The organism is Acidovorax sp. Leaf160 (genome assembly GCF_001424265.1).
Taxonomy (GTDB): domain Bacteria; phylum Pseudomonadota; class Gammaproteobacteria; order Burkholderiales; family Burkholderiaceae_C; genus Paracidovorax.
Genome location: NZ_LMOV01000028.1, coordinates 75,873 through 98,692, shown reverse-complemented (window position 1 = coordinate 98,692; position 22,820 = coordinate 75,873). Strand labels below are relative to the sequence as shown.

Annotated in this window: 23 protein-coding genes; 16 read left to right on the top strand and 7 right to left on the bottom strand. The window is 66.2% G+C overall.

What is annotated here, in order from left to right; genetic code table 11:
• Nucleotides 1–38 precede the first annotated feature (38 nt).
• The 5 genes from ASF94_RS18820 to lysM form a co-directional block, all read right to left on the bottom strand.
• The gene (locus ASF94_RS18820; protein ID WP_056670159.1) at nt 39–1,772 is read right to left on the bottom strand and encodes a hypothetical protein; all 1,734 of its coding nucleotides are present in this window, start codon (nt 1,770–1,772) and stop codon (nt 39–41) included.
• Between the two features lie 3 nt (nt 1,773–1,775).
• Complete coding sequence (locus tag ASF94_RS18815; protein WP_056670157.1) at nt 1,776–2,540, bottom strand: SDR family NAD(P)-dependent oxidoreductase; 765 nt, start codon at nt 2,538–2,540, stop codon at nt 1,776–1,778.
• A gap of 45 nt (nt 2,541–2,585) precedes the next feature.
• Nucleotides 2,586–3,914 (bottom strand): FAD-binding oxidoreductase, encoded by a 1,329-nt coding sequence (locus ASF94_RS18810; protein ID WP_056670155.1) that lies wholly within the window; start codon nt 3,912–3,914, stop codon nt 2,586–2,588.
• The gene (locus ASF94_RS18805; RefSeq protein WP_082493415.1) at nt 3,908–5,380 is read right to left on the bottom strand and encodes a UbiA family prenyltransferase; all 1,473 of its coding nucleotides are present in this window, start codon (nt 5,378–5,380) and stop codon (nt 3,908–3,910) included. The genes ASF94_RS18810 and ASF94_RS18805 overlap by 7 nt, the downstream gene beginning before the upstream one ends.
• Nucleotides 5,381–5,614: 234 nt before the next feature.
• A complete protein-coding gene (gene lysM / locus ASF94_RS18800; RefSeq protein WP_056670150.1) occupies nt 5,615–6,103 on the bottom strand; it encodes a peptidoglycan-binding protein LysM in 489 nt (162 codons plus the stop codon).
• Nucleotides 6,104–6,292: 189 nt separating this feature from the next.
• Here lysM and ASF94_RS18795 point away from each other — a divergent pair, with 189 nt between their 5' ends.
• Nucleotides 6,293–7,069 carry a type III pantothenate kinase gene (locus tag ASF94_RS18795; protein WP_056670147.1) on the top strand — a complete coding sequence of 259 codons (777 nt, stop codon included), beginning with the start codon at nt 6,293–6,295 and terminating at the stop codon, nt 7,067–7,069.
• A gap of 23 nt (nt 7,070–7,092) precedes the next feature.
• Here ASF94_RS18795 and ASF94_RS18790 read toward each other — a convergent pair whose 3' ends face one another.
• Nucleotides 7,093–7,908 carry a hypothetical protein gene (locus ASF94_RS18790; protein WP_056670144.1) on the bottom strand — a complete coding sequence of 272 codons (816 nt, stop codon included), beginning with the start codon at nt 7,906–7,908 and terminating at the stop codon, nt 7,093–7,095.
• Between the two features lie 25 nt (nt 7,909–7,933).
• Entirely contained in the window at nt 7,934–8,596 is a 663-nt protein-coding gene (locus tag ASF94_RS18785) for a TetR/AcrR family transcriptional regulator (RefSeq protein ID WP_056670141.1), read from the bottom strand.
• Nucleotides 8,597–8,837: 241 nt separating this feature from the next.
• Between ASF94_RS18785 and rfbB the strand changes: the two genes are divergently transcribed.
• The 15 genes from rfbB to ASF94_RS18710 all read left to right on the top strand — a co-directional run bounded on the left by rfbB (nt 8,838) and on the right by ASF94_RS18710 (nt 22,800).
• Complete coding sequence (gene rfbB / locus ASF94_RS18780) at nt 8,838–9,908, top strand: dTDP-glucose 4,6-dehydratase (RefSeq protein WP_056670139.1); 1,071 nt, start codon at nt 8,838–8,840, stop codon at nt 9,906–9,908.
• Nucleotides 9,905–10,795 carry a dTDP-4-dehydrorhamnose reductase gene (gene rfbD, locus ASF94_RS18775; protein ID WP_056670138.1) on the top strand — a complete coding sequence of 297 codons (891 nt, stop codon included), beginning with the start codon at nt 9,905–9,907 and terminating at the stop codon, nt 10,793–10,795. Before rfbB ends, rfbD begins: the two co-directional genes overlap by 4 nt.
• A 16-nt stretch (nt 10,796–10,811) precedes the next feature.
• Nucleotides 10,812–11,699: a glucose-1-phosphate thymidylyltransferase RfbA gene (rfbA, locus tag ASF94_RS18770; RefSeq protein WP_056670137.1), complete on the top strand. Its 888-nt coding sequence runs from the start codon at nt 10,812–10,814 to the stop codon at nt 11,697–11,699.
• Complete coding sequence (locus tag ASF94_RS18765) at nt 11,696–13,606, top strand: tetratricopeptide repeat protein (protein WP_056670136.1); 1,911 nt, start codon at nt 11,696–11,698, stop codon at nt 13,604–13,606. The genes rfbA and ASF94_RS18765 overlap by 4 nt, the downstream gene beginning before the upstream one ends.
• Nucleotides 13,607–13,610: 4 nt before the next feature.
• On the top strand, nt 13,611–14,156 hold the full coding sequence (gene rfbC, locus ASF94_RS18760) for a dTDP-4-dehydrorhamnose 3,5-epimerase (RefSeq protein ID WP_056670135.1): 546 nt from the start codon (nt 13,611–13,613) through the stop codon (nt 14,154–14,156).
• A 172-nt stretch (nt 14,157–14,328) separates the two neighbouring features.
• A complete protein-coding gene (gspE, locus tag ASF94_RS18755; protein WP_056670595.1) occupies nt 14,329–16,071 on the top strand; it encodes a type II secretion system ATPase GspE in 1,743 nt (580 codons plus the stop codon).
• A complete protein-coding gene (locus ASF94_RS18750; RefSeq protein ID WP_056670133.1) occupies nt 16,064–17,332 on the top strand; it encodes a type II secretion system F family protein in 1,269 nt (422 codons plus the stop codon). The genes gspE and ASF94_RS18750 overlap by 8 nt, the downstream gene beginning before the upstream one ends.
• A gap of 29 nt (nt 17,333–17,361) precedes the next feature.
• On the top strand, nt 17,362–17,817 hold the full coding sequence (gene gspG, locus ASF94_RS18745) for a type II secretion system major pseudopilin GspG (protein ID WP_056670130.1): 456 nt from the start codon (nt 17,362–17,364) through the stop codon (nt 17,815–17,817).
• A 30-nt stretch (nt 17,818–17,847) separates the two neighbouring features.
• Nucleotides 17,848–18,294, top strand: coding sequence for a GspH/FimT family pseudopilin (locus ASF94_RS18740; RefSeq protein ID WP_056670128.1), 447 nt, complete (start codon nt 17,848–17,850; stop codon nt 18,292–18,294).
• Nucleotides 18,291–18,695, top strand: coding sequence for a type II secretion system protein (locus tag ASF94_RS18735; RefSeq protein ID WP_235505432.1), 405 nt, complete (start codon nt 18,291–18,293; stop codon nt 18,693–18,695). The genes ASF94_RS18740 and ASF94_RS18735 overlap by 4 nt, the downstream gene beginning before the upstream one ends.
• On the top strand, nt 18,692–19,414 hold the full coding sequence (locus ASF94_RS18730) for a prepilin-type N-terminal cleavage/methylation domain-containing protein (RefSeq protein WP_056670124.1): 723 nt from the start codon (nt 18,692–18,694) through the stop codon (nt 19,412–19,414). The genes ASF94_RS18735 and ASF94_RS18730 overlap by 4 nt, the downstream gene beginning before the upstream one ends.
• A gap of 1 nt (nt 19,415) precedes the next feature.
• Nucleotides 19,416–20,294 (top strand): general secretion pathway protein GspK, encoded by an 879-nt coding sequence (locus ASF94_RS18725; RefSeq protein ID WP_235505431.1) that lies wholly within the window; start codon nt 19,416–19,418, stop codon nt 20,292–20,294.
• A gap of 3 nt (nt 20,295–20,297) precedes the next feature.
• Nucleotides 20,298–21,545, top strand: coding sequence for a PilN domain-containing protein (locus ASF94_RS18720; RefSeq protein WP_056670121.1), 1,248 nt, complete (start codon nt 20,298–20,300; stop codon nt 21,543–21,545).
• Complete coding sequence (gene gspM / locus ASF94_RS18715) at nt 21,545–22,105, top strand: type II secretion system protein GspM (protein WP_056670118.1); 561 nt, start codon at nt 21,545–21,547, stop codon at nt 22,103–22,105. The genes ASF94_RS18720 and gspM overlap by 1 nt, the downstream gene beginning before the upstream one ends.
• A gap of 35 nt (nt 22,106–22,140) precedes the next feature.
• Nucleotides 22,141–22,800 (top strand): hypothetical protein, encoded by a 660-nt coding sequence (locus ASF94_RS18710; protein ID WP_156382598.1) that lies wholly within the window; start codon nt 22,141–22,143, stop codon nt 22,798–22,800.
• Nucleotides 22,801–22,820 lie beyond the last annotated feature (20 nt).

The following is a 22,820-nucleotide window of genomic DNA, read 5'->3' as shown; positions in this document are numbered from 1 at the left end:
GTGTTGGATGCGTGGGGCGGGGCGATGGCGTGGCGCTCTTATTGCGGAGCCGGCAGCGTCAGGGTGACCGAGCAGGGCGTGCCCGGCGCGGTCAACACCAGCGTGGCTGGCAGGCTGGCAGGCGCGGACTGGAGATAGGCGGTGAAGGTCAGGTGGCGCAGGCGCGGCGAGCCTTCGCCCGCCACATGCCGCTTGCGCCAGCGATCACTGAGGCCCATGCCTATCGCCGTGCCGTCGGGTTGCAGGAGGTGCAGGGCGATGGGGTCGAAGATGGACGCCTGCACGGCATGCCCGTGCGGCAGCAGAGCGCCTGTCACCAGCAGGAAGCGCGGGTCTTGTGGAATGGTCTGGACGCTGTCGATGGTCGCGCGGCAGGCGGGTGGCGGCACGGGTTCGCGCTGTCCCAGCACCTGCTGCGCGCCTGCCAGCGGGGCGTGGGAAAACACCCCGATGCCGTGCTCGGCCGCAATGCGGGCCAGCCGCGCTGCATAGCTTTCATCCCAGACCAGCATGCCCGTGCGCCGGGCGTCGTGCACGTCCAGCAGGAGCGCCAGCGCGGCCGTCATGCGCAGGTGGGGTACGTCGGTGCTGCGCGTGGCACGTGTCTGGGTCTTCATGAGCAACGCGAGCAGCACGACGAGCAGCACCACCGACACTACCCTGGCCCGGTCCCTGAGCGCCGAGATTGCGGGCCAATGGAGGATGGCAAGAGCGGTCCAGGCCATCATGGTGGGCGTCGTGTAGCGGCTCGAGATCGCGGTGACCAGCCCGAACCCGAGCCGTCCCCCGGCCGTGGCGAAGGCAATGCCCGCGACGTAGGCGATGAAGATCAGCAGCGACAGCTCCAGAGCATGCGTCCGGGGCGAGCGCAGCGCAGCGATCGCCTGGCGGGCAGCGAGGGCGATGAACACTGTGCCGAAGGCTTGGCCCACCCACATGCTCTCTTCCTGTCTCAGCAGCAGTTGAAACGGGCTGCCGAGGTACTGCAGCATGTACTGCACCATGCCGAGGGGTCGCTGCTGCAGTGTGGCAAGCAGGCTTCCGTGCCCCCGCGGCGACTGGTAGTCCAGCAGATAGAGCGCGAGGCATGCCGCCGTCAGAACCAGCAGCAGACCGACCCGGCGCCAGCCCATGCGCAGCAGTACGGCATACAGCACCATCATCGGCAGCGCCATGATGCCGTTGATCATGGTGCCGATGCTCACCACGCCCAGGGCGCAGGCAGCCGCGAACCAGGTGTGGGGCCTTCCCGCCTGCGTGGAGCGGTACAGGCTGTAGAAGCCGATGAGCGGCACCAGCTGCGCCAGGAAGAACTGGCTCTGGAAGGCCCACTCCAGGTTTTCGTGTTGTACCCACGACAGCAGCCAGGCACCCATGACCACCCAGGACAACACCGCCTGCAACGGCGTGAGCGCCACCGCGCGTGCGCGCAGATAGGCGTGCAGGGTGAGCAGCGAGGTCAGGGCGAGCAGGTAGTTGACCGCGATGAGGAACACCAGCCGGCCGCCGAACACATGGCTTTCGATCCAGAACAGCGCCCGGGTCAGCACCAGCCGGTGCTCATTCATCTGCTCCCACCAGGCGGGCCAGCCCGCGCCGGTCGCCAGCTGGTGCAGGAAGCTGACAAAGTGCCACATGTCCCAGATGGGCACGGGCGTGTAGGCGCGCCACGCGGCCACGGCCGTCGCCAGAAGAAAACAGCCGCCGTAGAGCAGCAGCGCTGCCATGGCCCAGTGCGGCCACTGCGGCCGGCGCAAAAACCGCAAGCCCATGGATCAGATGTCCATCTTGTTGAAGATAGCCCTGGGCAGGCTGCGGATGACCAGCATGATCAGCGCCCATTTGGCGGGGGCATACACCACGGGCGTGCCGCGCTGCATGCCGGCGACGGTGGCGGCGGCCACCGACTCCACGCTCGCCAGCCGCGCGCCGCCGGCCTTGAGGTGGGCGGTCATGGGTGTGTCGGTCGGTCCGGGCTTGATCAGCACCACGGAGATGCCCGTGCCCGCGAAGCGGTGCTGCAGGCCCTGGGCATACCGTTCGACCAGCCCCTTGGCGGCGCCATAGACGTAGTTGGACTTGCGGCCACGGTCGCCCGCGACCGATCCGATGATGCCGATGGTGCCGCGGCCCATCGGCTGCATGGCGCGGGCGAACGCCTCGGCGCACAGGACGGGCGAGAGGCCGTTGACGACCATGGCCGCCTGCGCGTCGGCGAGCTGCTGTTGGCAAGCCGCCTGGTCCGGCAGGTCGCCGTGCGCGATGAGCACCGCGTCGGGCGTGCACAGCGCCTGGACCCGTTCCGCCATGGTTTCGATGGATGCCGCGTGCGTCAGGTCGGCCAGGGCGACGTCCACCGTGGCCTGCGGGGCGCGCACCCGGAGGTCGTTGGCGACGCTCTCCAGCCTGGCGGCATCCCGTCCGACCAGCACCAGCCGGCGGGCTGGGCTGGCCTGCAGCCACTGGCGCGCGCAATGCTGGGCGATGAGCGAGGTGGCGCCGACGATGACGATGGTGTTGAAGTGCGGTGCGGTCTGCATGGAAGGTGATTCAAGGGTGGGGGTCGAGGGCGCCAGGGAGGGCGCCTACCAGCCCATCAGTCGTTGCGACATCGCCGATTGGATGCCAGGATCGCGGAACGGCAGGAACCGCGAAAGATTCGGATACCCCGACTCGAACAGGGCGCGCGGCATACGGGCATCCTTGGCGGGGTACAGACGGCCGCCAGCTTCTGCCACGACGCTGTCGAGCCGCGCGAACAGCTGCAGCGTCTTCGCACCCTGGTTGGGGAAGTCGAGCGCGAGCGTGACGCCAGGCTGGGGAAAGCCCATCAAGCCCACGGATTCGCGGTGCCCGAAGGTCTTCAACACGCCCAGGAACGAGCCCTGGCCTGCAGCGGTGATTTCGTGCAGCAAAGCGGCAATGGCGTGCGGGCCCGAGGCGCGGGGCACCACGCACTGGTACTGATAGAACCCCGGGCGGCCGTAGATCCGGTTCCATTCCTGCACGTTGTCGAGCGGGTAGAAGTAGGGGACATAGTGCTGGCGCGCATGGCCGGCGCGGCGGCGGTTCAGATGGTAGTAAGCGGCGTTGAAAGGCCGCAGGGTGGCGCGGTTCACCAGCGAGATGGGCGGCGCGAACGGGACCGTGAGCGGCCGTCCGGATGGCGCTGGCGCCGCGAGGGATGCCTCGCCGGAGCCTGGTGCAGCCATGTTGGCGCGCAGAAAGATGCCGCGCACCGTTCGGCCCTTGTCCCGCGCCGAAAGGCAGTCGATCCACGAAACCGTGTGTTCCCACCCTTGCTCCGAACCGTCGGCCAGGTCGAAGAAGGCGTCGAGCGAGCCGTACGGCAGGGTTTCCGTGTCCAGCCAGGCGCTGGGAACCCGCACCAGCCGCAACGTCGCCCGTGTGATCACGCCGGTCAGGCCCATGCCGCCCACCGTGGCGGCGAACCAATCGGCGTGCTGCTCGGGGCCGCAGCGGATGTGCGCACCGTCGGTGCGAAGCAGCTCGAGGGCGCGGACGTGGTCGCCGAACGAGCCCCGCGCATGGTGGTTCTTGCCATGGACGTCGTTGGCAATGGCACCGCCGACGGTGACGATCTGCGTGCCGGGCGTCACCGGCAGCATCCAGCCGCGGGGCACGAAGGTCTGCTGGATGTCGCGCAGCAGAACGCCCGCCTCGCACGTCAGCTCGCCGGTGGCCCCGTCCCAGGAGATCATGCGGTCCTGCGGCGCGGTCAACCAGAGGGTGCCGCCAGGGTTCAACGCCACGTCGCCATAGCTGCGGCCCATGCCGTGCGCCAGGCCGCTGCCGCCTGCGGGCAGCGCAAGCGCCTTCGGCGGGTGATCGGTCAGTGGGCTCAGCGTGTGCTCGTCTGCCGACAGCCGCCCCCAGGAGCGGGCCACTACCATGGGTAATGCGCGCTGGCTGCCATCAGCACCGCGCAAAAGAGCGCGCCCGCCACGAGGCTGGCGCGGTCCTTGAACGCAAACACCAGCGGGTCGTCATGCATCTGGCCCCGCGCAGCGCACAGCCACATGCGGCTGACCCAGAAACACATGATGGGCACGGTGCCCCAGATCAGCTCCGGCGTGTCGTACATCATCAGCACCGTAGCGCTGTTCAGATAGAGCGCAAGCACCACCACCGCCGTATAGCCTGCCGCCACGCCCAGGGACTGCACCATCGGTGCGTCGGACACCTCGTAGCCCCGGCCATGGGCCCGCGTCTTCCCGGCATCGCGCTGCACCAGCAGCTCCGCATAGCGTTTGACGAAGGCCAGGGACAAAAAGAGAAAGGCCGAGCACGCCAGCAGCCAGAACGAGAGGGGCAGGTCGGCCGCGACCGACCCCGCCACGATGCGCAGCGTGTAGAGACAGGCCAGGGTGATGCAGTCCAGCAGCGCCATGCGCTTGAGGGACAGCGAGTAGGCCCAGGTCAGCGCCAGGTAGACCAGCATCCAGGCCAGGAACCCGGGGCCCACCAGGGCGCCCAGGTACAAGCTGGCGCCCGCCAGGATCGGGACGGCGATGGCGCCCTGCAGGGAAGACAGCGTGCCTGCCGCGAAGGGGCGGCGCCGCTTGCGCGGGTGCTGCCGGTCGCTTTCGAGGTCGAGCAGGTCATTGGCGATGTAGACGGAGGACGCGCACAGGCCCCAGGCGAGAAAAGCCTCCAGCAGCGTGGTGAGGGCTCCGACATCCTGCAGTTGATGGGCCGCCATCAGCGGCACGAAGAGCAGCAGGTTCTTCAGCCACTGGTGAACGCGCATGGCGCGAAGCCACAGCAGCACGGTGCGGGAGCCCGGGGCGCCGGGCACCACGTGGGCCACGTTGCCCAGCGCCTGTGCCTTCGCCGTGACGCTGGCCGATGCGTTGACCACGATGGCCTGGCGCGCCACCTTCCAGACGGCCAGATCGACCGCAGCGTTGCCGGCGTAGTCGAAACCGCGCGGCCCGAAGGCTTGGACCAGGGCATTCGCTTTCTGGCTACCGGACAGGTTGAGCACGCCGTCGCTGGCCATGACCTGGTCGAAGAGGCCCAGATGTTGCGCGATGGCATGGGCAATCGATGCATCGGAGGCCGTGCACAGCACCAGTGACCGCCCCGCCGCCTTCTGCTCGCGCAACCACTCCAGGAAGGGTTCGTTGAAAGGCAGCGACGCAGGATGGGCATGCGTGCGGTCGGATACCTGCTTCTTGAACCCTGCCTTGCCGCTGGCCAGCCAGACGGGCATCTGCAGCGCAGCGGCAGGCTGGGTTCTCGCCAGCTGCAGCGCGGATTCGTGCAGCATGTCCGTCAGTATCAGGGTCCCATCGAGGTCGACCACGAGCGGAATGGAGAGGTCGGCCGCCGTTGCGGGCCCCGGGTGGGTATTCAACGGATGACTTTCGAAAATGTTTCGGTTTGTGTGGCGGAGAGCAGGGATTGTAGGGGTCGGTCAGCGACCCCCGATTCGAGGGCCGGCCGGGGGGTGGTTTATGGATTTGCCGTGTTGGGCCCATCGATCGAGGCGGGGGCCCCAAAAGAAAAAACGCCTGTGCGTCGACCGCAACAGGCGTCTCAGGGGCAAGGCAGGCCGGCATCGGCTTGCCTCTGGCCGTGGTTCAGTGCATCACAGCGCTGGGATGCGCAGCTTCTGGCCCGGGTAGATCTTGTCGGGGTCCGTCAGCATGGGCTTGTTGGCTTCGAAGATGACGGGGTACTTGTTGGCATCGCCGTAGAACTTCTTGGCGATGGCGGACAGCGTGTCGCCGCGCACCACGTCGTGGTACTGCGCTTCGGGCTCCGGTTGGGTCACGCCCATCTGGTTGTCGACGCTGGTCACGCCGGCCACGTTGCCGCAGCACAGGGTGACTTTTTCCTTGGCGGCCTGGGTGGGGGCGTCGCCCTTGACGGTCACCTTGCCCTCGGGGCCCTGGAATGCGACCTGCACGTTGCTGGTGCCCAGGTTCTGCGAGGCGATGTACGTCTCGATCGCCTTGCTGGCCTTGGCATTGAGTTCGTCCTGGGTGGGCGCCGCGGCTGCGGGCGTTGCCGCATGGGCGTCCTTGCCGCCGAACAACTTTTCTCCGGCTTCCTTGATGAAATTGAAAAGACCCATGGTTTCATTCCTCCAGTGATGTTGAACGAGGCTTGCAATGTAGCGGCGGGTGGAAGCGCTGTTGTGTCGGAAATCGCGCCGAACGAGCATCTTTGACATTTCGCGGAAGATGCGGGCGAGCGCATGGCCCGCCACATCCGCGCTCCGGCGGATGCGGGGCGGCAAACCAAAACTCACGATAATCGCCAAATGACTTTCCTGGCCATCGACGTTGGCAACACCCGTCTCAAGTGGGCCTTGTTTGACGCACCGCACGCCTCGGCGCCGGTGCGAGCCCATGGTGCCGAATTTTTGGACAACATCGACCGGCTGGCCGACGGCGCATGGGCGGGTCTGCCTGCGCCCACCCGCATGCTCGGCTGCGTGGTGGCGGGCGACGCAGTGAAGCGGCGGGTGGTCGAGCAGATGGAGCTGTGGGACGTGCAGGCGCAGTGGGTGGTCTCGTCCGCCCAGGAGGCGGGCCTGGTCAACGGCTACGACCACCCCTCGCGGCTGGGCTCGGATCGCTGGGTGGCCATGATCGGCGCGCGCCATCGCATGTTGTCCGGCGGCCGGGCGCGGCCCCTGATCGTGGTGATGGTCGGTACGGCCGTGACGGTGGATGCCATCGACGCAGAGGGGCGCTTCCTGGGCGGGCTGATCCTGCCCGGCCACGGGATCATGCTGCGGGCGCTGGAGACCGGCACCGCCGGGCTGCACGTGCCGACCGGCGAGGTCAGACTCTTTCCCACCAACACCAGTGACGCCCTGACGAGCGGCGGAACCTATGCCATTGCGGGAGCGGTGGAACGCATGGTGCAGCACGTCATGGCGCATTGCGGGGAAGAGCCGGCCTGCATGATGACCGGCGGCGCGGGCTGGAAGATGGCGCCCAGCATGACGCGGCCGTTCGAGCTGGTCGAGAACCTGATCTTCGACGGGTTGCTGGAAATCGCAGCCCGCCGGTGGGCTGCAGTCGTGGCCTGAGGCCGCCTCCGACGGCTCACGGTCTAAGGCGGGGGCTGCTCGCTGCTCAGGTTGAAGTGAGCAACGCACCGGGCGCACTCCTCGCGCGCCCGGGTGAGCGCCAGGTACTCGGCCGCGTCGCGCGGCCGGGCCTGTGCTGCCGACTCGTAGAGGCGCATCGCCTCCGGCTTGCCAGCATCTCCTTTCAACATGACCACGGCCCGGGCATGCTCCAGCTGGCCGATGATGCTGTGGGGGTCGATGGCCTGCGCCGCCTGGAACAGTTCCAGGCCGGTGTCTCGCCGCGCCCCAAACGTCAGGCCTCCGACGAGTGCTCCCACCTTGTCGATGACTTCCGCGTGGAAGGTTCCCAGCGCCAGTCGCGCATCCGCATGCCGGGGCGCAAGCGCCAGCACCCGGGACAGCAGGTCGCGCACCTTGGTGCCCAGCCCTTCTGCCAGGGCCTGGGTGACGCTGCCGCGCTGGGCACAGCGCCCCAGGGCATAGGCCTGCCAGAACCAGGCATTGGGGTTGAGCGGATCTTTCAGCGCCTGTTGACCTGCCCGAACGGCGGCCTGCTGCAGCAGCTCGAGCTGGCGTCGCCCGTCGGGCTCCAGATAGAGCGCATACACGATGGTGGCCTTGTTGGCGGCGGTCCATCCCGCTGCGCCTGCCGCCAGGCCTGCCTGTTCTGCCTGCTGGAAGTCGCCGGCATGGAACAGCGCCCAGGCGTGCAGCACATCGGCCTCATCCGGGCAGGGTTCTGCATCGCCCGCATGCAGCTGGGGCCACGCGGCCCGCAATGCAGCCGCGTCCATGGTGAAGTTCTCTGGCGAGCGGAAGGGAGTCCAGGCGGGCATAAGGAAATATCGCAGTCACTGGCCGTCAGGCCGTCAGTTCCACGGCTGCTGGCTGGGTCGGCGCGAGGCCACTCCGCACGCGCGGATGGAGATAGGGTTTCAGCAAATTGAGAACCAGCTGGACCCCGCGCGACAAGGCCTGTTGCGCGCTCTCTGGCTCCAGTGCCTGGCGCGGATTGCGCGCGTATTCGAAGCTGATCCAGTAGGTGGCCATGACGACCATGCTGTTGCTGGTGTCAGTGATGCCCTGATCGTCGATGTCCAGCAGCGCTTCGCTGCGCAAGCCACGCAGCATCTCCTGCAGGGCATGCTGCTTGCGATCGATGAGCGGCTGGACGGCCGCCTCCAGCTGCCGGTTTCTCGACATCAGGTGGTTCAGGTCCCGGTAGAAGAACCGGTACTGCCAGACCAGCTCGAGCAGCCTGTGCAGGCTGAGGGACGCTTCGTTCACGGTGCGTGCCAGGCTGCACTGCTGCAATGCCTCCTGCAGCGCCACGTCGAAACGCGTGAACAACGCGTTGATCAGTTCGTCTTTCGCGGGGTAGTGGTAGTAGAGGTTGCCCGGGCTGATGCGCATTTCTGCCGAAATGGCGGTGGTCGAGACATTGGGCTCGCCATAGCGATTGAACAGCTCCTGGCTCGTTTCCAGAATGCGTTCGGCCGTGCGGCGCGGTGGTTTCTTCGCCATCTGCTGCCTCCACTGTCTCGTCGTTAAGGTGTCTCGCGACCACTCTACCCCACGCCTGATCGATGCACACGCTGCAGTGCAGCACGGCCTGTCGCGCCAGGGCCCGATCGACGGGCAGACCGCAGGCGGGTGAGCACGCCCGTGGGCCCGGGCCAGCCGACGGGCTCCCGCAAGGAAGGAGGAGGCGAGGTGTGATAATTCCTGCCCTGCCGACCCGGCCCCTCTCGACTCCTCTCTTCTTATGATTCTCGTCACTGGCGGCGCAGGCTTCATCGGCGCCAACTTCGTTCTGGACTGGCTTGCCGCATCGCAAGAGCCTGTCGTCAACCTTGACAAGCTCACCTACGCCGGCAACCTGCAGACGCTGGCGTCCCTGCAGTCCGACCCGCGTCACGTGTTCGTGCAGGGCGACATCGGCGATGCCGATCTGCTCGCCCGGCTTCTGGCGGAGCACCGCCCGCGTGCGGTCGTCAACTTCGCGGCAGAGTCCCATGTGGACCGGTCCATTCACGGTCCGGGCGAGTTCGTTCAAACCAACGTGGTGGGAACCTTCCGCTTGCTGGAGTCGGTGCGGGCGTACTGGCAGGAACTGCCTGCCGAGGAGAGATCGGCGTTCCGGCTGTTGCACGTGTCGACCGATGAGGTGTATGGCAGCCTGTCTGCCGATGCGCCGGCCTTCACGGAAAACCATCCCTACGAGCCCAACAGCCCGTATTCGGCCAGCAAGGCTGCGAGCGATCATCTGGTGCGCGCCTGGCACCACACCTACGGCCTGCCGGTGCTCACCACCAACTGCAGCAACAACTACGGCCCTTACCACTTCCCGGAAAAGCTCATCCCGCTGATGATCGTCAACGCCCTCGCAGGCAAGCCCCTGCCGATCTATGGCGATGGCATGCAGGTGCGGGATTGGCTCTATGTGAAGGATCATTGCAGCGCCATTCGCCGCGTGCTCGATGCCGGCCGGGTGGGCGAGACCTACAACGTGGGCGGCTGGAACGAGAAACCCAACATCGAGATCGTGCACACGGTCTGCGCGCTGCTCGATGAATTGAGCCCCCGCGCCGATGGCAAGCCCTACAAGGACCAGATCACCTACGTCACCGATCGCCCGGGCCATGACCGCCGGTACGCCATCGACGCACGCAAGCTCGAGCGCGAACTGGGCTGGAAGCCCGCCGAAACCTTCGAAACCGGTATTCGCAAGACCGTGGAATGGTATTTGGCGCATGCCGACTGGGTGAGCGACGTGCAAAGCGGTGCCTACCGCGAGTGGGTGGCCAGGCAGTACGACACGAAGGCCGCCGCATGAAGGTGCTGCTGCTGGGTTGCAACGGGCAGGTCGGCTGGGAACTGCAGCGCAGCCTGGCATGCCTGGGTGAGTTGACCGCGCTCGATCACGACAGCCGGGAGCATGTGGCCGATTTCAGTCGTCCCGAGGAGGTGGCAGAGACCGTGCGCCGGCTGCGCCCGGACGTGGTGGTCAACGCCGCAGCGCATACCGCCGTGGACAAGGCGGAGCGCGAGGAAGACTTCGCTCGAACGCTGAACGCCACGACCCCCGGAGCCGTCGCCCGCGCAGCGCACGAGCTGGGTGCCCTGATGGTGCATTACTCCACCGATTACGTCTTCGACGGCAGCGGCTCCCGCCCGTGGGCGGAGGGCGACGCCACCGGGCCGCTCAGCGCCTACGGCCGCACCAAGCTCGAAGGCGAGCAGCAGGTCGCGCAGCACTGTCCGAATCACCTGATCTTTCGCACCAGCTGGGTCTATGCGGCCCGGGGTGGCAACTTCGCCAAAACCATGCTGCGGCTGGCGCAGGAGCGCGACCGCCTGACCGTCATCGATGACCAGTTCGGCGCGCCCACCGGCGCCGAGTTGCTGGCCGACGTCACGGCGCATGCCGTGCGCGCTACGCTGGCCGACCGCTCCAAGGCCGGTCTCTACCACGTGGTGGCCAGTGGCGAAACCCATTGGCACGGCTACGCGCAATTCGTGCTGCAGCAGGCCGAAGCGGCAGGCCTTCCGCTGAAGGCCTCCAGTCGCGACGTGGATGCGGTCCCCACGAGTGCCTTCCCGACCCCGGCCCGCCGGCCTCACAACTCACGGCTGGACACCCTCAAGCTCCAGCACACCTTCGGTCTCGTACTGCCCCCGTGGCAGGCTGGCGTGGCACGCATGCTGCGCGAGACGCTGTAGATACCCCAGGAAACCCATGATCCAACGCAAAGGCATCATCCTCGCCGGGGGCTCCGGCACCCGTCTGCACCCGGCGACGCTGGCCATCAGCAAGCAGCTGCTCCCGGTCTACGACAAGCCCATGATCTATTACCCGCTCAGCACGCTCATGCTGGCGGGTATCCGCGACATCCTGATCATCAGCACGCCGCAAGACACGCCACGCTTCGAACAACTGCTGGGGGACGGCAGCCAGTGGGGCATCAGCCTGCAGTACGCGGTGCAGCCGAGCCCGGACGGCCTGGCCCAGGCGTTCCTGATCGGAGAAGAGTTTCTGGCCGGCAGCCCCTGCGCGCTGGTGCTGGGCGACAACATCTTTCACGGGCACGACTTCGAGGACCTGCTGGGCCACGCCATGCAGCGGGAGCAGGGCGCCAGCGTGTTCGCCTACCACGTGCTGGACCCGGAGCGATACGGCGTGGCCCAGTTCGACGCGAACGGTAAGGTGCTGTCCATCGAGGAAAAGCCCGAAGCGCCCAAGTCGAGCTACGCGGTCACGGGTCTGTACTTCTACGACCGCGATGTCGTGGAGCTCGCACGCCAGCTCAAGCCGTCTGCGCGTGGCGAGCTGGAAATCACCGATCTGAACCGCCTGTACCTCGAGCGGGACGCGCTGCATGTGGAAATCATGGGGCGCGGCTATGCCTGGCTGGACACTGGCACCCATGAAAGCCTGCTCGAAGCAGGGCAGTTCATCGCCACGCTCGAGCACCGCCAGGGGCTGAAGATCGCCTGCCCCGAGGAAATTGCATGGCGCCGGGGATTCATCGACAGCGCCCAACTGGAGCGGCTGGCCAAGCCCTTGTTGAAGAGCGGATATGGCAAATATCTGGAGCGCATCCTGAGGGACCCCGTGCAGCCATGACGTTTCAGGCAGGGAACGTCGATCCCTGGGGCCAGCGCCTGCGGGAAGGGTTGCAATTTCAGCAGCAGACGCTTTTCGACCAGGCGGAGTCTGTCTACCGCGGCGTGCTGCAGGAACAGCCACAGCACGCGCTGGCCTGGCATCTGCTGGGCATCGTGAAGGCGCACCAGGGACAGGCCAGGGAAGCATTGCGGTGCTTTCAGCAGAGCCTGCTGATCTGGCCGGAGGACCCGGTGGCGTATCACAACCTGGGAAATGCCTTCAAGGAGCTCGGTTGCCAGGAAGAAGCGCTCGAGGCCAGCGAGCGCGCCATTGCCCGCAGGCCTCACTACACCGCCGCCTGGCTCAACAAGGCCGAGGCGCTGCAGGTGCTCGGCCGCCATGTGCAGGCCTGTGCCGCTTACCGCCAGGTGCTCGTGCTGTCACCCGACGAGGCACTGGCGCTTGGCGGCTTGGCCCAGTCCCTCGCTGCGCTGTGCGATTGGCCGGAGCTTGATGCGGTGCGCCCGCGAGTGCTGGCCTGTGTCGCCGCGGGTCTGTTGCCCGTCTCCCCATTCGCCATGCTCTGGCTGAGCGACGACCCGCTGGAGCACCGCCGGTATGCGGAGCAGTTTGCCTATAGAGCGGAGTCTTCTCTGCGTGCCGTGCCGAGGCTTGATGTCGATGCCGATGCCGATGCCGGTGCCGGTGCCGGTGCCGGTGCCGATATGGATTCTCGAAACGAATCTACGTCCGCTCCCATTCGCATTGCCTATCTGTCGGCAGATTTCCACGCCCATGCCACGGCGCTCCTGATGGCCCAAGTGTTCGAGAGGCACGACAGACGCCGGGTTCGAAGCTATGCCTACTCTTTCGGTCAAGACTCGGAAGATGCGATGAGGCAACGGCTGCGTTCCGCCTTCGACGAATTCCTCGAGGTGCGGGAATACTCCGATGAAGACATCGTGGAAAGCCTTCGTGCCAATCAGATCGACGTCGTCGTCGATCTCAAGGGTCACACGCGCGGAGAGCGATTCGAGCTATTTTTAAGAAAGCCCGCCCCCATCGCGGTGAACTTTCTCGGCTACCCCGGCAGCATGGGCCACGCAGCCTATGACTACATCATCGGCGACGAGGTCGTCACGCCGTTCGATCATGCAGATCGGTATGCCGAGCACATCGTGCAGATGCCGCACTGCTATCAGCCGAACGACAGTCTGCGTGCAATGAGCACCGACGTTTTCACCAGGGCCAGCGAAGGCCTGCCCGAAAGCGGCTTCGTATTTGCTGCATTCAACAACACCTACAAGATCACCCCTGAGGTGTTCGACGTCTGGATGCGGCTGTTGAAGGCTGTGCCAAACAGCTCACTGTGGTTCATCAGCGAATGTGAAGGCGTCGCTCGCAACCTTCGCCAAGAGGCGGAGCGGCGAGGTGTGGCTGGGCGGCGATTGGTGTTCTCTCCCCGCAGGCCGGTGGACATCCACCTGGCACGGCACCGCTTGGCCGATCTCTTCCTGGATACGCTGCCCATCAATGCCCACACCACGGCCAGCGATGCGTTGTGGGCGGGCCTGCCCGTTCTGACATGTCTGGGTGATTCGTTCGCAGGCCGCGTTGCGGCCAGCCTGCTTCAGGCAGTGGATCTGCCGAAGCTGATCACGCACAACCTGCAAGCCTACGAGGCTCTGGCATTGGATCTGGCGCGTCACCCCGCCAAACTGCAGTCTCTCAAGGACCGGCTTGCACAAAATAAGCCGCATTCGCCCTTGTTCGACGCTGCAGCGTTTGCCCAGGATCTGGAATCAGCCTACGAGCAAATGGTCGCCTGGCACAGACAGGGGCTCCCGCCTCGGCAGTTCTCGGTCAGAGCGATACGACCCTTGCACACCCAACAGCCAATCGACACGCCGATCCACGTGAACTGAGCCCATGAAAATCACTGCCACCCGCATCCCCGAAGTCCTTGTCATCGAGCCCAGAGTCTTTGGCGATTCGCGCGGCTTCTTCATGGAGAGCTTCAACCAAAAGCAATTCAACGCCGAGACCCACACCCATTACCAGTTCGTCCAGGACAACCACAGCCGCAGTGCCCAAGGCGTTCTTCGGGGGCTCCACTACCAGATCGTCCAGCCCCAGGGCAAACTGGTGCGGGTGGTGCAGGGGGCTGTGTTCGATGTGGCGGTGGATATCCGCCGCAGCTCACCCACTTTCGGTCAGTGGGTTGGCGTGGAACTCAGCGAGCAGAACAACCGTCAGCTCTGGGTGCCGCCGGGTTTTGCGCACGGCTTCGTGGTGCTGAGCCCCACCGCCGACTTTCTGTATAAAACCACGGATTACTACGCGCCCGAGCACGAGCGCAGCATCGCATGGAACGATCCCGATCTGGCCATCGATTGGCATTTCGAGGGGGCGCCGAGCCTGTCTGCCAAGGACATGAACGGCACGTCCCTCCGCCAGGCGGAAGTATTTGCCTGATGCAGGGATGGGGCTGCTGGCCCGGGTTGGCTTGCGAGTAAACGTCGGTCACTTCACCGCGTAGCGCCCGGGCCGGGCCATTCCGTGCTGCCGACCGGCGCGGCTACACTTGCACCCCGCCGCGCGCTCGGCCGCGTGCGGCGCGGCCCATGGCGAGCCATTGCACACCTTCATGACGACCAACACCCTCCCCGAACGCATCGAACCCCTGGTAGATCCAACGCCTGTGCACAGGCCTGCGCTGGGTGAATTGCTGGTCCAGTCGGCCAAGTTGAGCGCTCGCGATCTCGAGCGCGCGCTATCGGCGCAGCAGGAAATGGGCGGCATGCTGGGCCGCGTCCTCGTGCGGCTGGGGCTGGTGTCGGAGCTGGACGTCATCCAGGCGCTGTCGCGGCAACTGGGTGTGCCCATCGTCACGGCCGCCGAGTTTCCGGAAGTCATGCCGGAGGTCGAAGGGCTGCTGCCCGAGTTTCTGCAAGCGAACAGCGTCTATCCGCTGCGGGTGACCGAGGGCCGTCTGCACGTCGCCATGGCGGTGCCGCAGGATGCCTTCGTGGTGAAGGGGTTGCGTCTCGCCACGGGCCACGCGATCGTTCCCCATCTCGCGCTCGACACCGACATCGAAAAGGCCCTGGCCGAGCCCGTGGTGGAGCAGGGCGCGGACGAAGAGGACACCGACGACGGCTTTGGCGACGGGACCGATGGCGGCGATTTCGTCGAGCATCTGAAGGATCTGGCCAGCGAAGCGCCAGTGATCCGTCTGGTCAATTCCATCATCGGGCGGGTGATCGACCTGCGCGCCTCGGACATCCACCTGGAGCCGTTCGACGACGGTCTGCATGTGCGCTACCGGGTGGACGGGGTGATTCACGTCGGCGAACTGGTGCCGCCGCGTCTGAGTGCCGCGGTCAACTCCCGGGTCAAGCTGCTGGCGCATCTCGACATCGCCGAGCGTCGCCTGCCGCAGGACGGCCGTATCAAGACCCGCGTCAAGGGGCGCGAGCTGGACCTGCGGGTGTCCACCGTGCCCACCGTGCATGGCGAAAGCGTCGTGATGCGGGTGCTCGATCGGGCCAGCGTGCGGCTCGATCTGAAAAAGATGGGCTTCGCGAAAGACACGCTGGGGCGTTTCAACGAGCTGCTGGCGCGTCCCCACGGCATCCTGCTCGTGACCGGCCCCACCGGTTCCGGCAAGACCACCACGCTGTATGCCGCCCTGTCCAAGATCGACGCCGAGGCCAACAAGATCATCACCGTGGAAGACCCGGTGGAATATCAGCTGGAGGGCATCAACCAGATCCAGGTGCATCCGCAGATCAACCTGACGTTTGCCAATGCGCTGCGCTCCATCCTCCGCCAGGATCCCGACATCATCATGATCGGCGAAATGCGCGATGGCGAGACGGCCCAGATCGCCGTGCAGTCCGCGCTGACGGGGCACCTGGTGCTGTCCACCCTGCACACCAACACGGCCGCAGGCGCGGTGATCCGGATGAAGGACATGGGCGTCGAGGGCTATCTCATCACGTCCGCAGTCAACGGCGTGCTGGCCCAGCGTCTGGTGCGTACCCTGTGCGGGCAGTGCAAGGAGGCGTACGAGCCCGGCCCGGAAGTCCGCGAAAGCACCGGACTGGGCCGGTTTTCCGCCATGGGGCAGCCGGTGTACCGCGCTGTCGGCTGCGAGCATTGCAGGCAATCGGGCTACCGGGGGCGCACCGGCATCCATGAGCTCTTCGTGCTGGACGAACCCATGCGGCGCGCGATCATCGAAGGCCGCGACGCGAACGCGCTCAACGCACTGGCCTCCCAGGCGGGCATGCTGAACCTGTATGAGGACGGGTTGCGCAAGGTGGCGGCGGGCATGACCACGCTGGACGAGTTGGCGCGCGTGACGCAGGATCAGTCCGATGCCTGATTACTCTTGGCGGGGTGTTTCCGCGGCGGGCAAGATCACCGAAGGCCACCTGAACGCGGCCAGCGAGGCTGCCGTGCTGAAGCTGCTGCGGGAGCAGGGAATGACGCCCCTGGCAGTGACGGAGGGCATCACGCCCGGCGCCGCGATCAGCAAGGGTGCCGCATCGTCGACTGCCGCGGGGGCGGCGGCCATCGCTCCGGTGCGCAAGGGCCGGGTCGACAAGAGCCCCGTCAAGTCCTCCGACGTGCTGGCACTGACCTCCGAACTCTCCATCATGCTGCGGGCCGGGCTGGCGCTCGACAACGCGCTGCGCGTGCTGATCGAGATGAGCTACAAGCCCAGCGTGGCTGCGATGCTGCAGGGCGTGCTCGACGCCGTGAAGGGTGGCACGCCGCTGAGCCGCGCCTTGGCGGCGCATCGCGACCTGTTCGGCGACTTCTACATCAACATGATCCGCTCCGGGGAGGCCAGCGGGCAGATGTCCGCGGTGATGGAGCGGCTGGTCGAGCACATGGAGCGGCAACGGGCCCTGCGCGAAAGCGTGATCTCGGCCACCATCTATCCCGCCATCTTGTTGGGCGTGGCAGTGCTCTCGCTCATCGCGATGCTGGGTTTCGTCGTGCCGCAGTTCGAGAAGCTGTTCACCGACATGGGCGATGCGCTGCCCCTGCCCACCCAGTGGGTCATGGCGCTTGGCCATGCGTTCAAGAGCTACGGGCTCGTCATTGCGGTGCTGCTGTTCGGTCTGGGTTCGCTGATGATGCGTTGGCTCCGCTCCCCCGGTGGGCGCGCTTGGTGGCAGGCATGGCTCCTGCGGCTGCCACTCGTCGGCCGCCTGACGTTGAAATACCAGCTGACACTTTTTTCCCGTTCTCTCGGCACCTTGCTCGGGAATGGGGTTCCAATGCTGACCGCGCTCCACATCGCGACCGATACCGTGGGCAACACCGTGCTGCAGCAGTCCCTGGGCAAGGTGGCGCCCATCGTGAAGGAGGGCGGCAAGGTGGTGCAGGCGGTTTCCGCCACCCGCATCTTCGAACCCCTTGCCATCAACCTGATCCGTGTGGGTGAGGAAACAGGCCGCATCGGGCCCATGATGCTGGAGCTGTCCAACATATTGAACCGTGAGGTGGAAACAGGTATCAAACGCCTGTTGACGCTGGTCGAGCCCGTGCTGATTCTCGTGCTGGGCGTGCTGATTGCCGCCATCATCGTGTCGATCCTGCTGGGCATCCTGTCGATCAACGACCTCGCCGTATAATTTTTTGTTTACTGAAGGAGCCGTTTTTCATGGCGCAATCCCGTGCAAGCCGTACCGTCGGCCAGATGCCCTCCCGCCGGTCCGCGCGCGGTTTTACCCTCATCGAGCTGCTGGTCGTGCTGGCCATCCTGACGCTGCTGGCCGGCCTCGTGGGGCCGCGTGTGTTGAATCAACTCGGCGGCGCCAAGTCCAAAACGGCGGGTGTTCAGATCGCTGATCTGGACAAGTCCCTTGAGCTGTTCAAGCTCGACGTCGGTCGCTACCCCACCACCGAAGAGGGCCTGGAAGCCCTGGTCAAGCGCCCCGGCGCCGTCAATGGCTGGGCAGGCCCCTATCTGAAGGGAGGCGTGCCTACCGACCCCTGGGGCCACGCCTATCGCTACACCGGTCCTGGTGCCAACGGCGGTATCGAAATCCTGTCGCTGGGTTCTGACGGCGCCCCCGGGGGTGACGGCGAGGCCGCTGACATCCGGAACACGCAGTAAGCACGCGCTTTCTCTTCCTTCGTCAGCAGCATGCGTCGCGCGCGCGGCTTTACGTTGGTAGAGCTGTTGGTGGTCTTTGCGATCCTGGCACTCGTCATTGGGCTGGTGCCAGTCGCATTCGAGCGGTTCCGCGAATCGTCGCAGTACCGCGATGCCGTCCGCACCATGTTCAGCCAGATGCGGGCGGCCAGGGGCACTGCCCTCGCGGAAGGCCGCGAAGTGCGCTTCACTGTCGACCTGCAGAGCCGGTCCTATGGAGTGGACGGCGTGCGCAAGCCGCTGCCCGAGCCGTTGCAACTGCGTGCCATCGTCGCCGGTCGCGAGCTGGGATCCGACGGCAAGGCTTCCATCCTGTTTCTCCCGAGTGGTGGCGCCACTGGTGGCAGCATCGAAATACTGCGCTCTCCCCAGGTGGGTACGCGCCTGCGTGTGGACTGGCTTTCAGGTCGGGTGAGCCAGGAGGCTCTGACGCCATGATGCCCAGCACGCGTCAGCGGGGGCTGACGCTTCTCGAATTGCTGGTGGCCTTCGCCATCATGGCGCTGGCGCTTGGCATGCTCTATCGGGCGATGGGCGGCAGTGCGCGCAGCGCGGGCGACGTGGAGCGCTACCAGCGCGCCGTGCTGTTGGCCGAATCCGTCGCCGCCCTGCGCGATGCGGTTCCAGAGCAAGGCTGGCGGCAGTCGGGCGAATCCGGCGGCTATCGTTGGGAGGTCAGCAGCGCCCCTTATCGCACTGGATTGTCTGGGCCTGACATTCCTCTGCTGCATGAGGTGGAAGTGGTTGTCACCTGGTTCGACGGCGAGCGTGACCGCAGTTTCGAACTCGCCACGCTGCGGCCCCAGCGCAAGCCCCCGGAAGCGGCGTTCACACGATGAACACCCGAGAACCCATTCATCAGCGTCCTGGTCGCCCGCTGGCTCCCTTCAGCAGACGGGCGCCGCGTCGCCGTGGACATGGCTTCACTTTGGTGGAGCTGCTGGTGGTGATTTCCCTGCTGTCGCTCATCATGCTGGCCCTGGGGTCCGCGCTGCGCACGGCGGCGCAAACTGAAACCCGTGTGGATGCCCGCCTTCAGCGGTCCGACGACCTGCGTGTGGCGCAGACCTTTCTGCGTTCGGTGCTGGAGCGCGTGTCGGGGCAGAAGGTCGCCGGGCTGGTGGAAGCGGGCGCCAGTCAGTTCTTCTTCCTGGGGCAGCCGCAGCAGATGGCCTGGGTCGGCGTGATGCCGGGGCGCTATGGCGTGGGCGGCCGCTATCACTTCCGTCTGGGAGTCGTCGATGCGGCCGATTCGGGTGGTGCGCTGGTGCTCCAGTACACCCCCTGGGTAGACGCCGCCACGCCGCCCAACTGGGCGGTGGCCGAGTCGTATACCTTGACGACAGGGGTCACCGGCCTGGCAATGCAGTACGAGGACGCACGTTACGAACCGCCAGCATGGTCCGCCGCATGGAAAGAGGTCGACGAACTGCCGCAGCGGGTGGTGGTGTCGGTACAGACGGAGGAGGGCGCGTGGCCCGAACTCGTCGTGCCGCTTCGCGTCATGCCGGCGAGCGACCCCCGTTCCAGCCGGCCCACTTTTGGCGGGAGTCGCTAGCATGCACGGCACTGTGATGGCGCGGCGCAGGCATGCGCATGAGGCTGCTTCCCGGGGCGTGGCACTGATCGCCGTGTTGTGGATCGTCGCGTCGCTCAGCATTCTGGCGACTGGGCTGACCCGTTCCATTCGAGATGAGGCGCGCATGATGTCGCTGTCCCGCCAGGCGGTGCAGGCCCAGGCGCTGGGAGACGGGGCGATCCAGGTCGCATTGCAGGCGCTGGTTGCCAACAACCAGCCGGTGCAGCAACTGGTGCAGTCCCCGGTCGTCTACCGCGGCGTGTCGATGCAGGTCGAGATCATTCCGCTGAACGGCTACATCGACATCAATGCGGCGCCGCTGCCGCTCCTCGAGCGCTTGTTTGCCGTCGCTGGCGGACTGCCTGCCGGCGCTGCCCAGGCGGCCGCGCAGGCGGTGGTCACGGTGCGCGATACCCCCGATTCCCGGGGCGGACGGCAGCGGTTCGAGGCGGAAGAGGACCTGCTCAAGGTGCCCGGCATCGACTATGACCTCTATGCTAGACTCGCTGGCCTTTTGACGGCCGACTTGCGCGGCTCGGGCCGTGTGAATCCGATGGCAGCCCCCCCTGAGGTGCTGCAGGTATTGACCGGAGGCAACGCAGGCGCTGCGGCACAGATCGCATCCAAGAGAGCCGCGGGCCAGGTGGGGGTCGACACTTCGTCTATCGATGGGTCGCTGACAGACGTTTCCGCAGTGAGGCAATTCCGAGTGCAGGCGAGAGTTCCCATGGGTGATGGGTCGATGGTGCGCGTCGCTCGCAACGTCGCCCTCGACACCCGAGCCTCCGATGGCGCCCCGTGGCATACCTTCCGCACCCTTCGCAGTGTGGAGTCCACTCAACGCGCAACTACTCCATAACACATGCCGTCCCTTTCCTCCGACGCCCGCTTCCTGGGTATCGATCTCCGTACGCTGTGGCGAGACACCCGGCAGGCCTGGGCCAGCGTGGGTGAATCGCCTGCGCTTTCGTGGCTGACCCCTGAGCCGCAGGTCGTGCTGCTCCATGCAGACGGCGGGCAGTCGTTCTGGTGCGCCGGTGTGGGACACGCACAGCCCGTCGGGCGGCTCAAGTCCAGTTTTACGGCGCTGGAGCTGCCAGAAGATCTGGTGCTCCGCCGCACGATGACGCTTCCGCGGCTGGGCGCCAGTGATCTGGAGAGCGCGCTCGCGTTGCAGGCGCGGTCCATCAGTCCGTTCCCTGCCGACGATCTGGTCTGGGGGTATTCAACCCGTCCGGGTGCCGAGGGCAGCATTGCGGCAGACGTCGCCATCGCTTCGCGCAAGCAGGTGGCGGAGTATTCGGCCTCGCAGGCGTCCCGGCTGGGCGCCATCTCCGACTATGAGGTATGGGTGCGGAGCGCTGCTGGCTCGCCGGTCGTGCTGCGTGGTTATGGCGAGAACGCGCGCAAGGCCTACGGCCGGCGGTCGCGCAACGCCGGCTTTGCGTTGCTCGCGATCATCGCGCTGCTGTTGCTGGCCATGGCCGTGACGCCCAGTCTGCAACTGCGTAAGCGTGCGCTGCAGGCACTGGACGCCCATGCTGCGCTGGCAGGCCGGGTGGCGCCGCAAGTACAGCAGCGCGAAGCGATGATGAAGTCTGTCGAAAAGCTCAACGCGTTGTCTGAATTGGTAGTCGATCGGGTGGAGCCTCTGCGCGTTCTCGACATGCTCACCAAATTGCTGCCGGACGACGCGGCGGTGCAGGGTTTCAAGCTGCAGGGCCGCAAGGTGACCTTGTCCGGCATTGCCGGCAATGCGTCGGCCTTGATGCAATTGCTGGGAGAGCAGCCCGGGCTGCGCGACGTGAAGGCGCCCAGTCCCGCCACGCGCGTCGGTGCTTCAACCAAAGAAACCTTTGTCATCGAATTCATGCTGGATCTGAAAGAGTTTGGCGTGGTGCCAACGCCACCGGCTGTGGCGGTCGCTGTTCCGGCGGGCGGTGACGCACCGGCCGCAGGTGCCGCTGCAACCCCCACGGCTGCCGCTGCCCAGGCGGCAGCTCCTTCTGCGCCACCAGCGGCAGCTGCGCCCACATTTGGCGGTAGCCCGACCTTTGGCGGATCGGCGCCTGCCGCGCCCGCTGCCCCTGCCGGTGGAAAGGCGCGCTGATGAAAAAGCTACGCATGCGTGAGTGGGGGCTGCTGGCCGGCAGTGTTTTGCTGGTGCTGGCGCCTTTGATAGCGGGCGGCTGGTATGTGTATTCCAAGCACCAGTGGGTCAAGGGCAACATGGCCACACTGGAGCCGCGTCACGCGCGGCTGCTGGGGCTGGAGGCGCAGAGTGCCGACATCGCGAGCGTGCTGGCCAAGGCCAACCAGATGCGCGCGCAATACACCTATCCCGCGACGCAGGACTCCAACCAGACAGGCAACATCGCCCAGCAAAGGGTGCGCGATATCTTCAGTGCTGCAGGACTGCAGATCAGCAGCAGCCAGGTGCTGCCCCCGAAAGAGGAAAAGGGTTTCGACCGCATACCGCTCACCCTGCGCACCGACGGCGACTTGATCGCCGTCCAGAGCGCTCTGGCCGTGCTCAGCAGCCAGATGCCCCTCATGATCCTGGATGACCTGGAAATCCAGGTCATCGGCGGGCTGGCATCGGCCAACCCCAAGTTCGCCCCCAAGTTGTCCGTCCAGTTCGGCATCAGTGTGCTGCGGGAGCGTTCATGAAGCGTTACGCACTGCACCTGCTGACTGCGCTGGCCGTGGGCCTTGCGCTGGTTCTGGCGGCGCTCTGGTTCAAGCCGGATGGATCTATCCGCAACGGCGCCTGGGTTCCGCCAGAGCCTTTGCGCACTGACTACCAGGCGATGCTTCCGGCGCTGCCCGCCGCCGGTTCTGCCGACACCAGCCGGTTCATCGCCATGCTGGACCGCCCGGTCTTCTCCGTTACCCGCCGTCCGCCGCCCCCTCCGCCGCCGCCGCCCGCGGCAGTGCCGCCGCCCCCGCCAGATAACCTCAGCACTGCCAAGCTTTCGGGTGTGTTTCAGGGCGCTGGCGCCGGCGGTGTCATCATTCAGGTGGCGGGCAAGCAGCAGCGGGCCCAAATCAACGACCTGGTGGACGGCTGGACCTTGAAGTCCATTCAGGGACAGTCGGTGACTTTCGTCCGGGGCGGCGAGCAGCGCGTGCTGACGCTGCAGCGTTCGCTGCTGCAAACGGGCGAGGGTGGTGGCGCTGGGGCTGGGCGGGGCTCGCCGGGCTCGGCGTTCACCGTGCCGGCCGTCAGGTACGAATCTGCGGCCGTTCCACAGGCGGGGGTCAGCCCCCAGCCGGCACAGCAGTCGCCTGCCAATTCAGCAGAAGCCAACGGTGGTGGCAGCGCGCCTCCGGCGCCTCCGCAGCCAACCTTCGGCGGCCGCTGACACGCGGCGCGCAAGTTTTC